At 65.9% G+C, this 13,800-nt stretch carries 12 protein-coding genes; 6 read left to right on the forward strand and 6 right to left on the reverse strand.

Features of this window, described 5'->3' with window-relative positions; all coding sequences use genetic code 11:
• The first annotated feature begins 140 nt into the window (after window positions 1-140).
• From U9970_RS08660 to U9970_RS08675, 4 genes are all read left to right on the forward strand, one after another.
• On the forward strand, window positions 141-1,652 hold the full coding sequence (locus U9970_RS08660; RefSeq protein WP_322763896.1) for a peptide ligase PGM1-related protein: 1,512 nt from the start codon (window positions 141-143) through the stop codon (window positions 1,650-1,652).
• Window positions 1,653-1,827: 175 nt separating this feature from the next.
• Window positions 1,828-2,016 carry a hypothetical protein gene (locus U9970_RS08665; RefSeq protein WP_322763897.1) on the forward strand — a complete coding sequence of 63 codons (189 nt, stop codon included), beginning with the start codon at window positions 1,828-1,830 and terminating at the stop codon, window positions 2,014-2,016.
• Window positions 2,017-2,024: 8 nt separating this feature from the next.
• Window positions 2,025-2,552: a hypothetical protein gene (locus U9970_RS08670; protein WP_322763898.1), complete on the forward strand. Its 528-nt coding sequence runs from the start codon at window positions 2,025-2,027 to the stop codon at window positions 2,550-2,552.
• A gap of 202 nt (window positions 2,553-2,754) precedes the next feature.
• Window positions 2,755-3,195 carry a hypothetical protein gene (locus U9970_RS08675; protein ID WP_322763899.1) on the forward strand — a complete coding sequence of 147 codons (441 nt, stop codon included), beginning with the start codon at window positions 2,755-2,757 and terminating at the stop codon, window positions 3,193-3,195.
• Between the two features lie 6 nt (window positions 3,196-3,201).
• Here the strand turns inward: U9970_RS08675 and U9970_RS08680 are convergent, their stop codons facing one another.
• Together U9970_RS08680 and U9970_RS08685 are read right to left on the reverse strand one after the other, a co-directional pair.
• Window positions 3,202-4,050 carry a carbohydrate ABC transporter permease gene (locus U9970_RS08680; protein WP_322763900.1) on the reverse strand — a complete coding sequence of 283 codons (849 nt, stop codon included), beginning with the start codon at window positions 4,048-4,050 and terminating at the stop codon, window positions 3,202-3,204.
• Between the two features lie 160 nt (window positions 4,051-4,210).
• Window positions 4,211-5,854 carry a 2-isopropylmalate synthase gene (locus tag U9970_RS08685; protein WP_322763901.1) on the reverse strand — a complete coding sequence of 548 codons (1,644 nt, stop codon included), beginning with the start codon at window positions 5,852-5,854 and terminating at the stop codon, window positions 4,211-4,213.
• 86 nt (window positions 5,855-5,940) lie between these two features.
• Here U9970_RS08685 and U9970_RS08690 point away from each other — a divergent pair, with 86 nt between their 5' ends.
• The gene (locus tag U9970_RS08690) at window positions 5,941-7,515 is read left to right on the forward strand and encodes a glycoside hydrolase family 57 protein (RefSeq protein WP_322763902.1); all 1,575 of its coding nucleotides are present in this window, start codon (window positions 5,941-5,943) and stop codon (window positions 7,513-7,515) included.
• Between the two features lie 8 nt (window positions 7,516-7,523).
• On the opposite strand, the gene crtL is transcribed toward U9970_RS08690, so the two are convergent.
• The 4 genes from crtL to gyrA are packed head-to-tail and all read right to left on the reverse strand — an operon-like array spanning window position 7,524 to window position 12,588.
• Complete coding sequence (crtL, locus tag U9970_RS08695; RefSeq protein ID WP_322763903.1) at window positions 7,524-8,801, reverse strand: lycopene beta cyclase; 1,278 nt, start codon at window positions 8,799-8,801, stop codon at window positions 7,524-7,526.
• A complete protein-coding gene (locus U9970_RS08700) occupies window positions 8,798-9,145 on the reverse strand; it encodes a CARDB domain-containing protein (RefSeq protein WP_322763904.1) in 348 nt (115 codons plus the stop codon). Before U9970_RS08700 ends, crtL begins: the two co-directional genes overlap by 4 nt.
• Window positions 9,136-9,918: a hypothetical protein gene (locus tag U9970_RS08705; RefSeq protein ID WP_322763905.1), complete on the reverse strand. Its 783-nt coding sequence runs from the start codon at window positions 9,916-9,918 to the stop codon at window positions 9,136-9,138. The genes U9970_RS08700 and U9970_RS08705 overlap by 10 nt, the downstream gene beginning before the upstream one ends.
• A gap of 12 nt (window positions 9,919-9,930) precedes the next feature.
• Window positions 9,931-12,588 carry a DNA gyrase subunit A gene (gyrA, locus tag U9970_RS08710; protein ID WP_322763906.1) on the reverse strand — a complete coding sequence of 886 codons (2,658 nt, stop codon included), beginning with the start codon at window positions 12,586-12,588 and terminating at the stop codon, window positions 9,931-9,933.
• A 47-nt stretch (window positions 12,589-12,635) separates the two neighbouring features.
• Here gyrA and U9970_RS08715 point away from each other — a divergent pair, with 47 nt between their 5' ends.
• Window positions 12,636-13,796, forward strand: a complete 1,161-nt coding sequence (locus U9970_RS08715) for a homocysteine biosynthesis protein (RefSeq protein WP_322763907.1) — start codon at window positions 12,636-12,638, stop codon at window positions 13,794-13,796.
• Window positions 13,797-13,800: the final 4 nt, after the last annotated feature.

Here is a 13,800-nt window from a genome sequence, read left to right on the forward strand (position 1 = left end):
GGCGCGGAGCGCGCAGGGTCTTGAGGGCCTGGGGAAAGAAGCTCAAGGTGGTGAGCAACGCCGCTAGGTAACCAAAGGCGCGCACAGCAGAACTAACCAAGGGAGCATGGGAGTCGGCACTCGATCCTGCCCCTACTCACATGACATTGCTCAACTTCCGCGAGCTCCAGACCCAGCTGAAGCCGCAGTGGGGCCGGAGCACCGCAGTCCAGGGGCCGGATGTGGACGTGCTGATGGTGCCGTCGCTGTCGATGGACCAGAACCAGATCGACTTGGTGACCGGCGCCCACCACTACGAGGAGCGCCAGCTGTTTTCGCTGATCCGGCTGCGGGACCCGGGGGTGCGCATGGTGTACGCCACCAGCAAACCGCTGGGGGAGCTGGTGGTGGATGCGGTGCTGGAGCTGCTGCCGGGGGTGCCCACCTCCCACGCGCGGCGGCGGTTGCACCTGGTCGACACCGACGACGCCTCAAGCCGGCCCCTCACCGCCAAGCTGCTGGAGCGGCCGGCCCTGCTGGGGCGCATCGCCGAGCTGCTGCGGCCGGGGCGCAGCTTCATCAACTGCTTTGTGGTGAGCGACCTGGAACGCCAGCTCTCGGAGCGGCTGCAGGTGCCGCTGCTGGGCACCGATCCGGCCCTGGGCTATTGGGGCAGCAAGGCCGGCAGCCGCGAGCTGTTCGCCCGCTGCGGCGTGCCCCACCCGCCCGGCTCGGCCCTCACCCACAACCTCGACGACCTGTGCGAAGCCACCGCCGAGCTCTGGGAAGCCCACCCCGAGCTGCGCCACTGCGTGGTGAAGCTCAATGAGGGCTTCAGCGGCGAGGGCAATGCCCCCCTGCCACTGGCGCCGCTACAGCTGGCCGGGCTCAGTGGCGCTGAGCGACGGCGGCGGTTGCGGCAGGCTCTGGAGGCGCTGCCGATGCCAGCAGCCAGCTGGAAGGAGCAGCTGGCGGTGCAGGGGGCGCTAGTGGAGGCTTGGCTGGAAGGAGGGGAGGAGCTCTGCTCACCGAGCGTGCAGGGCACGATTCATCCCGGCACAGCGGGCCAGCCAGGGCTGGTAGAAGTGCTCTCGAGCCATGAACAGGTGCTGGGCGGCGCCAGCGGCCAGACCTACCTCGGCTGCAGCTTCCCGGCGGCCGAGCCCTACCGGGCCGAGCTGATGCGCCACGGCCAGGCGGTGGGCGAGGCGCTGGCGGCGGAGGGGGCCCTGGAGCGCTACGCGGTGGATTTCATCGCCCGGCGCTTTAGCGATCGCTGGGACCTACAGGCGATCGAGGTGAACCTGCGCCAGGGGGGCACCACCCACCCCTACATGGCGCTAAGCGCCATCACCAGCGGCAGCCTCGATCCAGCCAGCGGTTTGTATCACGCCCCCAGCGGCCCGGCCCTGCACTACAAGGCCACCGACAACCTCACGGCGCCGCACCTGCGCGGGCTGCTGCCGGTGGATCTGATCGACATCGTGGCGGAGGCGGGCCTGCACTTCGACCCAGCCAAGTTGCGCGGCAGCGTGTTTCACCTGTTGGGCTGCCTGTCGGAATACGGCAAGCTCGGCATGACCTGCATCGGCCGCAGCGCCGCGGAAGCAGAAGCGGTGTACGCCGCCACCGAGGCCGAGCTGCTTCGGGGTGCCCGGCGGCTGGGGCACTAGAGCAGCTGCTGGCGTTGCAGATCCTCGGGAGCGACGGCTTGAAGTGACTGTGCAGAGCTGCCCAGGATTATGTACAAGTTGTGCGGAATCCTGGACAGCACGCCTGACGCCACAGGCTGAGTGGCTTGACAGGGGCAGCGAGATCCGGTTGGTTGGACGAAGTTTTCAAGCATCCATGCAGCGGACGGAGGCCCTCTCCATCCTTCGCCTGAAAGCCCTGCCGGGTAGCCGGCAGGAGCTCTACCAGGCGATCCAGAGCAGCAACCCCGAGCTAGCGGGCTGGGGTGACCTGGAGTTGGAGGCCTACCGGCGCCTGTGGCAGTTTTTGCCGCCCGCTGGCGAGTTAAGCCGTAGGGCTGCCTAAGGGCACCAATGCAGCAACGGCGCACCACAGCAAGCCTTTTTTTTGCCACCTTGATGGCGCTAACGCTGCTGGGCTGCAATGGCGAGGAGCGGCAAAAGCGCGAGCAGGCCGCTGCAACACAGCGGCAGCTGAGTGCACTGGTGAGACGCTGCCGCAGCCAGCAGCCAGCGGTGCAGCGTCAATTGCAGGAGCTGCGGCGCAGCAGCAGCGAGCTGGCCAACCTCAAGCAACAGGCCTACTCCCCCCTACGGAAGCCAACGGCACCAGATCCGGAGCTGCTGGCACGCTTCACCCGCGAAGACCAGGAGCTGGAGCAGGAGCGCTATGAGCAGGCCCTGGCCACCTGGCGCAGCAGCGATCGCGCCGAACGCCGCTACTGGCAGGGCGAGCAGGAGGTCAAGCGGCAACGCAGCACGGCCCGCCAGCTGCAGGCCGAAAAAGCCCTGCTGTCCTTAGGAGTTGGCAGCTCAGCGGCGGATCGCACCGCTTGGAGCAACTGCGATGCGAAGCAACTTGCTGCAGTGGCGCTACGTTGAAATGGGAAGCCTTAGCTGCGAAAATTAATAACGAAACCAAGTTCTTGTTCCAGGCTGAAACGTGACGGGCGCCCATCAAGAGATGGCTACATGAGCTGTTTTGCATGACCTCCTGCCCGCAAACCACTTCACAATCCCCAGCCACCCCTGACAAAAGCCCTTCTGCCCGCCAGCATCTAGGCAGAACTGGCTGCTTGCCTTGATGACCCCAGCCCCTGACCAAGCCGCGATCAGCACCGAAGCCAGCCCCAACGGCGCTGCCCTCGCCTGGGTGCCCTGGCTGCAGGCCGGTGTCACGGCAATGCTGGTGGTGCTTTTTTTGGTGATCGTGGGTAAATCCCGCCAGCAGAACGCCACCATCCGCCAGCTGCAGGAGCGGGTGCAGGGGTTGGAGAACAGCCGGGCCCTTGATCGCACCACTGGCCTGGAAGAGCAGTTGCGCACCACCGTGGAGCGGCTGCAGGCGGTGGAGCGCAACGGCACCCGCATCGATGGGCTGAGCCGCGAAACCGCCAACCTGCGGGCCGAGCTCAGCAAGTTGCGCGCAGCTGGCCCCAATGAAGCGGCTGCCCCGAAAACCGATGAGCTGCCTTTGGGAGTGCCGCGCCTGCCGCCCCTGCGCTCCCCATCAACTGCAAACTGATCGGTTTCAGCCTTTAACCGCATCGCCGGCGGCGCTGGGCAGGATGTAGCGCTGCAGGCCGATAAACACCGCCAGCACAGGCAGGATCGAAATCACCGCTCCTGCCGCCACCAGGCGCCAGTCGAGTGAGAAGCTGCTGGCCAGCTGCTGCAGCCCAAGCGGCAGGGTGTAGAGCTCGGGTTCATCGAGGATCACCAAGGGCCAGAGAAAATCGCTCCAGGTGCCGATGAACACAAACATCGCCAGGGTTATCAGGTCGGCCCGGGCCGCTGGAATCATCACGTTCCACCACTCCCCCACCGGCGTGCAGCCATCGCAACGGGCCGCCTCCTCCAGCTCCACCGGCACGCCCAGGAAGCTCTGGCGCAGCAGGAAGATGCCAAAGGCGGTGGCTGCCTGGGGAATGATCAGGGCCCAGAGGGTGTTGCGCAGGCCGATCTGCACCATCAGCAGGTAGAGCGGAATCATCACCACCTGAAAGGGGATCAAAATCGTTGCTACCACCAGGGCCAGCACCAGGCCGCGGCCGCGAAAATTCATGCGGGCCAGGGGATAGGCCGCCAGCGAGCAGAAGAGCACATTGGCCAGCACCGCCAGAGCACTCACAATCGTGCTGTTGAGCAGGTAGGTGCCGATTGGGTTGTCGCTAAAAAGGCGCCTGTAGGCCTCAAAGCTGGGCTGGCTTGGCCAGAGGGCTGGCGGGCTGGTGAAAATGTCCTCCGCCGGACCCTTGAGCGAGGTGCTCACCAGCCACAGCAGCGGCACCAGCATCGCCAGGGCCACCAGCAACAACAAAATCAGCTGGGCGGCGGCACTGAGCCGTGAGCGGCGCGGTCCTGAGAGGGGCAGGCTCATGGCGGTGGGCTGAGGGGAAGAAATTGACTCAGGCGGGGGGACTGGCTAGGGGGGATATCGTGATTTGGCATTTAGCTTAGTCTTGACTTAGCTAATCAATAAAAACAACACACAGCCCATTGCGCGATCCCAAGCTGAAGCGCCATAGCGACCCAGCGGCCTAAACCCGCGGGCGACCCACCAGGGGCAGGTCGCCCACTACGGGCAGCGGCGCCTTCTGGGGGTGCAGCGGCTGGTGACGCCCACCGGCCACCAGCCTATTGAGGGCGTTCACGAAGGCCTGGGCGGCGGCCACCACGATGTCCGTGTCGGCTGAGTGGCCCGAATAAAGCACACCCTCGTGGCGCAACCGGATCGTCACATCGCCCATGGCATCGATGCCTTCGGTCACCGATTTCACCGAAAACTCCACCAGCTCATTGGGCACTTGGGCCAGCCGATTGAGCGCCTGACACACCGCATCCACCGGCCCGGTGCCGATCGCCGCCTCGCTGAGCTCGGCGCCATCCGCCGTTACCAGGGTGACGGTGGCGGTGGGCTGCAAGCCCGTGCCACAGCTCACTTGCACACTCTTGAGGGTGAAGCTGCCGCCATCCTGCTGCTGCACCTGCTCGCTCACGATCGCCTCTAGATCGCGGTCGCTGATCTCCCGCTTGCGATCAGCCAGCTCCTTGAAGCGGGCGAAGGCATCGTCGAGATCCTCACGCTCGAGCGTGTAGCCCAGCTCTTCTAGCCGGGCGCGGAAGGCGCTGCGGCCGCTCAGCTTGCCCAGGGAGATGCGGTTGTCAGCCAGGCCCACGGTGCGGGCATCAATGATTTCGTAGGTGAGGCGATTTTTGAGCACGCCGTCTTGGTGGATGCCGCTCTCATGCGCGAAGGCATTGGCACCCACGATCGCCTTATTGGGCTGCACCGCCATGCCGGTGAGGTTGCTCACCAGCCGCGAGGTCTTGGTGATCTCCTCGGTGCGCACACCCGTGAGCGGCTCGGTGCTCTCCGCTGGCCGCCCCAGGAAGGGGTTGAAGTAGCTGCGCCGCACGTGCAGAGCCATCACCAGCTCCTCGAGCGAGGCATTGCCGGCCCGTTCACCGATGCCGTTGATCGTGCACTCCAGCTGGCGAGCGCCGTTTTTTACCGCCTCGAGGAAGTTGGCCACCGCCAGACCCAGGTCGTTGTGGCCGTGCACCGAGATCACCGCCTGATCGATATTGGGCACCTGGGCATTGATGCCGGCGATCAGGGTGCCGAATTCCGCCGGGGTGGCGTAGCCCACGGTGTCGGGAATGTTGATCGTGGTTGCACCGGCCTTGATCGCCGCCTCGATCACCTGATGCATGAACTCCGGATCGCTGCGGCCGGCGTCTTCGCAGGAAAACTCCACGTCTTCGACCAGCGAGCGGGCGTAGGCCACCATCTCGGCGGTGATCGCCAGCACCTCAGCGCGGCTCTTGCGCAGCTTGTGCTCGAGATGGATGTCACTGGTGGCGATAAAGGTGTGAATGCGCCGCTTAGCAGCGGGCGCCACCGCATCAGCGCAGGCCTTGATGTCGCCGGCAGCGGCCCGAGCCAGGCCGCAGATCACCGGCCCTTCGGGCGTACCAACGGTTTCGGCAATGCGCTGCACGGCATTGAAATCGCCGGGGCTGGCAAAGGGGAAGCCGGCCTCGATGATGTCGACGCCAAGGCGGGCCAGCTGCTGGGCGATCGCCAGCTTCTCCTCGAGGTTCAGGCTGGCGCCAGGCGACTGCTCGCCATCGCGCAAGGTGGTGTCGAAGATCAAGACGCGGCCGGGATCGCGGGCCATAGGGGAGCCCCTCTAGGCGGAATGACTATGAGATAGCCCATTGTATGCGGGCACTACGCCTACAGTGCCGTTATCTCAGGATGGTCATGGCCGCAGGCGATCTGGCCCTAGTCCTCCACGCGCATCTGCCCTACGTGCGCTCCAGCGAACCGGGTTCGCTGGAAGAAGACTGGTATTTCCAGGCGCTTCAGGAGTGCTACCTGCCGCTGCTTGCCGTGCTCGAGGCCGCCGCCGCTGACCGGCGCCAGCGCCCCCGGCTCACCCTCGGCCTCTCGCCCACCCTGCTTTCCCTGCTGGCCGACCCCCAGCTCAATGGCCGCTTCCTGGCCTGGATCGCCGTCCGTCAGGAGCTGCTGCTGCAAGCCCCGGAAGACCAAAGAGCAGCCGCCAGCCACCTAGCTGCCCAACTCGAAGCGGTGGTGAACCAGTGGCGCCAGGCCAAGGGAAAACTGATCCCCCGCTTCCGCAAACTGCACCAACAGGGGGTGCTCGACCTGATCACCTGCGGTGCCACCCACGGCTACCTGCCCCTGCTGCGCCAGGTGCCGGAGGCGGTGCGGGCCCAGCTGGTCACGGCCGTGCGCGAGCACGAACGCCTGCTGGGGGAGCGGCCCCTGGGCATCTGGCTGCCGGAATGCGCCTACTACGAAGGCCTCGATCAGCAGCTGGTGAGCTGCGGTCTGCGCTACTCGGTGCTCGATGCCCACGGCCTGCTGCACGCCCTGCCCCGCCCCCGCTATGGCGTGTTCGCACCGATCTGCTCGCCGGCTGGGGCGGCCTTCTTCGGCCGCGACAGCAGCGCCACCCTGCCGGTGTGGAGCGCCCGCGAGGGCTACCCCGGCGATGGCGCCTACCGGGAATTCCACCGCGACCTGGGCTGGGATCTACCCGACAGCGAACTAGCCAGCCATGCCATCACCAGCCGCCGGCCCCTCGGCCTGAAGCTGCACCGGGTCACGGCCCAGGGCTGCCCCCTCGACCAGAAACAGCCCTATGAACCCGCAGTTGCCGCCGAGCGAATCGAGGAGCATGCCGCCGCTTACCTGAAGGGGCGAGCCACAGAACTCGGGAGCCTGGCCAACTCGATGGAGCGCCGGCCCCTGCTGGTGGCCCCCTTCGACGCCGAGCTTTTTGGTCACTGGTGGTTTGAGGGACCCCAGTTTCTAGCGGCCCTATTCCGCCAGGCCCAAGAGACCGGCGTGCGCCTTGTGACCCTGCGGGAGTCCCTTAGCGGCAGCGACCCCCTACAGGTGTGCCGCCCCTCCCCCAGCAGCTGGGGCCAGGGGGGCTACCACGACTACTGGCTCAACGAAACCAACGCTTGGGTGGTGGCCGAGTGGCAACGGGCCTCCCAGGCCATGGTTGCTCGCGTGGGTCGCGGCGTTGGCAGCCCAGCCCAGCGAGAACTGCTCACCCAGGCGGGCCGGGAGCTGCTGCTGGCCCAAAGCTCTGATTGGAGCTTCATCCTGCGGGCCGGCACCACCACCGGACTGGCCAAAGAAAGGATTGAGCGCCACCTGGATCGCTTCTGGCGCCTGCTGGATGCGATCGAAAACGGCACCGAGCTACCCGCCAAATGGCTCAAGGCAATAGCCATCGAAGATGGCCTATTCCCCCTGCTCAATGCGGCTGATTGGCTGCCGGCGCCGGTCCAGGCCTAGGCACAAATCTAGGGATCCAGCATGCGCAGACCCAGCTGCACCTCCCGGCCCCGCATGCCCATCAGGCCCCAGCGCACGCTCCAAGGTGCCGTGGCAAACAGGGCAAGCATCGCCGCCAGCAGCTCGCCCAGGCTGAGCGTATTGGTCAAAAAGCCATACCACTGGGCGCTGGGCAGGGAGAAAAAGCTGGCGAAGTGACCGCGCAGCTGGGGCTCGGAGAAGCGCATCAATTTCTCCAGGCCAAATTGATAAAGGGCATGTTTACGGCGTAGCTCCGGGGGCCAGAGCGCCTGCCAGCCCGCCTGGGCCAGCTGCAGCGAATCCGCGGCCGGTTCAGCCCGCAGCCGCGCCGCCACCGCCGCCGCCAGCACCGGCGCCCGGCGCAGCAGCGCCCCCACCAGGTAGCCGGAGGCCGGATGCACCATCGCCGCAGCCCCACCAAAGGCCAGCACGGGCTGATCCAGATCCGGTAAGGGCAGGTTCATCGGAAACAGGCAAAACTCCTCGTGCTCCACTTGCTCGATCGCCACACCGCGATGGGCCAGCCGCCGCTCGAGGCGCTGCTTGAGCGTGGCGTAGGGCACCGGTGCCGCCAGGGCCAGGGAGGTCTCCTCCACAAAAAACCGTCCCTGGCCCAGATCCATCGCATAGAGAAAAGTGGGGGGCTCGCTGCGCTCCTCGGGGCTGAGATGGTCGCAGCGGTAATCCATCAGCACGAACTGCCCCGGCTCCACCGGAGGCGCCGAGAAGCGTCCCACCACGCCATAGGCCGCCTGGCCAGCTACGGGCCCGCGATCAGGCCGCTGCACAAACACCGCCTTGTGGCCGCTTGCATCTAGCACCAGCCTTGCTTCCAGCACTTCCCCTGCGGCGGTGGCCACCTGGCTGCGGCCGCTCCCATGGCTCAGCTCCAGTGCCCGCCCGCGCAGCCACTGCACGCCGGCGGCCTCACAACGCTCCAACCAGAACTGCTGCAGCCTGTTTTTGTCGAACAGGCCGTAATCGCGGCGATGACAGGTGGGGCTGTTGGCTGGATCGGCAGAGTCGCTGCTGCCGGAGCCGAAGTAACTGCAGGTGTAGCTCCAGCGGTGCTCCAGCAGGTGGCCCAGGCCTAGGGCATCCACCTCGTCTCCCCAGATCCCGTAGGTGTTGGGCCAGGGGTCGCGGCAATCCTCCGGAGAGAGCACCACCACCTTCAGCCCCTCGGCCCCAAGGGCGGCCGCTATGGCCAGGCCCGCGGGCCCGGCTCCGATCACCAGCGCATCCAGTGGCTGCGCTGGGCTCACACCACCACCTCAAGCGCCACCCTGTTGCTGGACTGGAGAGATCGGTCCTCAAGAATTTGCTGCTGAGGATCGGCGAGCACCTCTAGGTGATGGCGACCCGGTTCAAGCTCAAGCGGCACAGCAAAGGTCTCCTCAGCTCCTGCCTCCAGCCAGGGCAGGCTCAGATAGTGGTGGCCGCTATATCGGTCGTTCACCACCACAGCCACCCCCACATCGCTCACATCAAGGTCGCCCCGGTTGTATACCCGAAAGTGGGCGGCGCCATTTTCGTAGCGCAACTGGTCAACGCCGAGATCGCTCTCCAGATTGTTAATGCGTTGCAGGGGGTAGAGCACTAGACGCATGAGGCTGCCCAGCGTGGTGTCCGGATGCTCGTGATGCAGATGCCCCCCATAGCGCAGGTCGGTACTACATCCATGCAGGTGTAGGTGGGCCCCAGCCTGAGGCACGGTGACACGGCCGGACTCAGGGTCTCTGTCAAAAAAACCACAGCACTCCCATTCGAGCGAGCGCCCAAGAAAACGGATTGGGTCGAGAGGATCGCCAGGATCTGCAGCGCCCAGCCGGTAATGCTGCAGCAGCTGGTAAAGCTCTGCCCAGCGGTGGCATCGCTAGTTTCGCTGCGGGCGATGGCCGTATTGCGGCGTTGCTGACCCATACAAAGTTTGGAAGCCACCGTGATCACCAGCGACCGCCACTCGGCGGTGAGCCGCAGGCCGTAAATGGGGGCATCGAGCAGCTTTCCCTCCCGAACCAGCATCGCGATCGCCTCCCCCACTAGCTCCTGAAGGGGCCGGCCCTCGCTGGACCCAAGCAGCTCCAGCGGCACGGGCGTGCGCACCCCGCTGACATCGTCGCTGAAGCACACGTAGGGGAAGTGGCTGCTGCCATCTCCAGGTTTCAGAGCGCGAATGCCCCCATCACTGGCCTGACACTTCCAGATGGTGGTGTCACCCCCCTGCTCATGCAGAAAGGTGAGCTCTCCGTTGTCGAGGCTGGTTGTGGTTCCCAAGCCGAGTACGTCGCCCTTGAGGGGAATGCGCTCTAGCGGCAAGTGCTCGCGCACATCACCCTGGATCAGATCTCGAACCGTATTAGCAATCCACAACTTGGCCATGGCTGCGGAGGCTTAGGCGTCCTCCGCGGCTGGGAGCTGAACACCTTCTTCTGCTGGGTTAGTAGGAGCAGAAGCCTCTTCCTCCAGGGCTGGTACTTCCTCCTCTTCAGCAGCAGGTGGCACCAGCACCACTTCGCTGAGGCGATCGCGGGCATCGAGCTTCTGCAAGCGCACGCCCGTAGCCGCCCGCGACTGCTGCGGCACCGCATCGGCCTGGGTGCGCACGATCACCCCCTTCTCGCTCACCAGCAGCAACTCCTCGCCGGCCCCGAGCACCTTGAGGCCCACCAGCACATCACTCTTATTGCGGAACTTGATCGCCCGTAGGCCCATGCCGGCGCGCTTCTGCAGGCGGAACTGATCCACCGGCACCCGCTTACCCAGGCCGCTGGCACTGGCCACCAGCACCCAAGGACCCTCGCTCGGTGCCACCTCCTCACTGTCATCGTCTTCGGCGCCCGCCGAACTGGCCACCCGATCGGCGAGCTCGGCGGGCAGCACATCCATGCTCACCAACTGGTCGCCGGGGCGCAGGTTCATGGCCCGCACGCCGCGGGCGGTGCGGCCCAGGGGCCGCAACTCCTCGTCGTTGAGACGGAAGTGAATGGTCATGCCGTTGCGCGAGCCGATCAGGATGCTGTCGCCGGGCAGGGCCAAGCGCACCCAGGTGAGGGCATCCCCCTCCACCAGATCGATGGCGATCAAGCCATTGGAGCGGATGTTGGCAAAGGCCGATAGACGGGTGCGCTTAATCGTGCCGCCACTGGTGAGCATCACCAGCACACCGTCATCGGTGAATTCACTCACCGCCAGCAGCGAGGTGATCTGCTCCTCGCGGGGAATCGGCAACATCTGCACAATCGGCGTGCCCTTAGCCGCGCGGCTTGAGATCGGCACCCGATAGGCCGGCACGGTGTAAACAACGCCGCGATCGGAGAACAGCAGCAGGTTGTCGTGGTCGTTGCAGCTGATGAATAGCCGCACCGCCTCCTCACCCTGGGTCTTGGTGCCGGCCTTGCCGCGGGTACCGCGGCTGGTGGCCTCGAATTCGCTCACCGGCATCCGCTTCAGGTAGCCGTTCTCGGTGAGCAACACCACCGAGCGCTCATTAGCGATCAGGTCGATATCTTCGAGGCCGCCCTCGAGATCCAGAATCTCCGTGCGGCGGGGCGAGTTGTAGCGAGTTCGGATCGCACCGAGCTCTTCGGTGATGATCGTGAGTACACGCTCGCGATTGGCCAGGATGTCTTTGTAGTCGGCAATCTTGGCGACTAAATCCTCATGCTCAAGGCGGATCTTGTCGGCCTCGAGGGCCGTCAGTCGCCGCAGCTGCATCTGCAGGATGGCGTCGGCCTGGATCTCACTGAGGCCGTGGCGCTCCTGCAGCTGCACCCGGGCCGTGGCCGCATCGGAAGCAGCCCGGATCAGGGCAATGATCGGATCGAGTTGGTCTAGGGCCAGCAGCAGGCCCAACAAAATGTGGTCGCGCTCCTCGGCTTTGCGCAGGAAGTAGCGGGTGCGGCGCTCGATCGTCTCGATGCGAAAGTCGAGAAACACCTGCAGCATCTTGCGCAGGGTGAGCAGCACCGGCTCCGACCTCACCAACGCCAGCATGTAGGCGCTGAAGTTGTTTTGCAGCGGCGTGAGTTTGAACAGGTTGTTCAGCACCACCTGGGGGTAGGCGTCACGGCGCAATTCGATCACGATCCGCATGCCATCGCGGTCGGATTCATCGCGGATATCAGAGATCCCCTCCAGCTTCTTGTCGTTAACCAGCTCAGCGATCCGCTCAATCAGCGAGGCCTTGTTGGTTTGGAAGGGCAATTCGGTGATGATCACCGCATCCCGGTCGGGGCGGCCCTTCACCTCCAGCGTTTCAACTGAGGCGACGCCCCGCATGGTCACTGAACCACGACCGGTGGTGTAGGTGTCACGGATACCGCGGCGACCCAAGATCTGGCCTCCCGTGGGGAAGTCGGGCCCCGGGATGATCGCCATCAACTGCAGATCGTCGATGTCGGGGTTGGCGATCAGCGCCAGCGTGCCGTCGATCAGCTCGGTGAGGTTGTGGGGTGGGATGTTGGTCGCCATGCCCACGGCGATGCCGGTGGAGCCGTTGAGCAGCAGCTGCGGAATCCGCGCCGGCATCACGGTGGGCTCCTGCTGGGAGCCGTCAAAGTTGTCGGCGAAGTCGACCGTCTCGGCCTCGATGTCGTCGAGCAGGCTGTCGGTCGTCAGCGCCTGCAGCCGCGATTCGGTGTAGCGCATGGCGGCCGGGGGGTCGCCGTCGACCGAGCCAAAATTGCCGTGCCCATTCACCAGGGGCATGCGCATGTTGAAGTCCTGGGCCATCCGCACCAGGGCGTCGTACACCGCCGTATCGCCGTGGGGGTGGTACTTACCAAGCACCTCACCCACCACACGGGCGCACTTCCTGTAGGGCCGGTCGCTGGTCAGGCCCAGCTCATACATGGCGTAAAGGATGCGCCGGTGCACCGGCTTGAGGCCATCGCGGGCATCGGGCAGGGCCCGACCCACGATCACGCTCATCGCATACTCCAAATAGGAGCGCGACATCTCGTTGCGCAGATCGGTCAGGATGATCCGCGAATCACCGTTGCCGCCGGACTCCCCCGGTATGTCAGCACCGGGTCCGCTGGGGTCCGCCATGAATGACCGTCTTTAGCAATGGTCAGTTTATCTAAAGCCCCGGGGGAATGCCCAAATCCGATCCATTCCCGCCACGCCAGGAGGCGGAGCTAAGGCTCAAGCAGCAACGGGGCCAGCTGCAGGTGCGCGCCGCCGCTGATTACCGCAGCCTGGTGCAGCAAGCCGGGCTGGCCGAGGCCTACGCCAGCACTGATGTGGTGGTGGCAGCCGATGCGGGCTTCAGCGACCAGGCCAGCCTGCTCCTAAGCCTCGGCCCCACGGATCCACCGATCCGCCTGCGCGACGGCCAGCTGGCCGGAGTGGCGGGGTTGGCGGGCTGCGGCAGCGGCGAGCTGGTGCTGCCAATCGGCGGCGGCCTAGGCGATGCGATGGGCGGCGCCCAGCTGCTCGGCGCCCTGCTGCAGGGCCGAGCCCTGCCCTTCAACGCCAGCGGTGAGGCCACCGCCCTGCACCCGCGCCGGGAGCTGCACACGGAGCTGGGGCTGGAGCAGATCGGCGCTGGCAGGCTGCTGCTGCAGCGGGCCATTAGTGAAAACGGCGTGGTCGCCCTCAGCCAGGCGGAGGGGCCCTGCCCCAGCCCCTACGGCACCCTGCTGGGGCCAGCCGCCAACGCCCTTTATTCCTGCGGCGGCGCCGGCAGCATCGGCCTCACCATGCCGGGGTTGTCGCTGCTGGGGCCTGGCTCACCGGTGCTGGTGGGCGGCAACATCGGCTGGGTGATCGGCGCTGGCAGCGGCCACCAGCCCGGTTGCCGGCGCCAGGCCAGCGGCCATGCCCGCAGCCCCGGCGCGGCCGCCGCCGTGAGCGTGGATTTGCACGGCCTGCGGCCCGAGTGGGTGCGCCCCTGTTTTTTTGAGGGCCATGGCAGCGCCCTATTGATTGCAATTGCGGCGCCGGTGCCCCTGATCAATGCCGAGGTAGCGCGCCAGGCCGCCGCTGGCCCCCAGGAGCTCGAGGCGCCCGTGCTCGACCTGTCGGTGCCGCGGCGCATCAAACCCAGCCTGGGCTCAGTGAGCTACGCGGAGCTGCTCAGCGGCACGATCCAGGTGGCAGGCCGCTCAGTCGCCTGTGCGCCCTCCCACAGCCCGCGACTGGCCGCCGCCGCCTGCGAGGCCTTGATAGCAGCCCTGATCGACGGCAGCTTCCCCCTGCGCCTGCCGGTGGTGCCGCTGAGCAGCCGCCCCAGCCTGCTGCCGATTGAGGCCTAGGACT

It is taken from the genome of Cyanobium usitatum str. Tous, from assembly GCF_963920485.1.
Lineage (GTDB): Bacteria > Cyanobacteriota > Cyanobacteriia > PCC-6307 > Cyanobiaceae > Cyanobium_A > Cyanobium_A usitatum_A.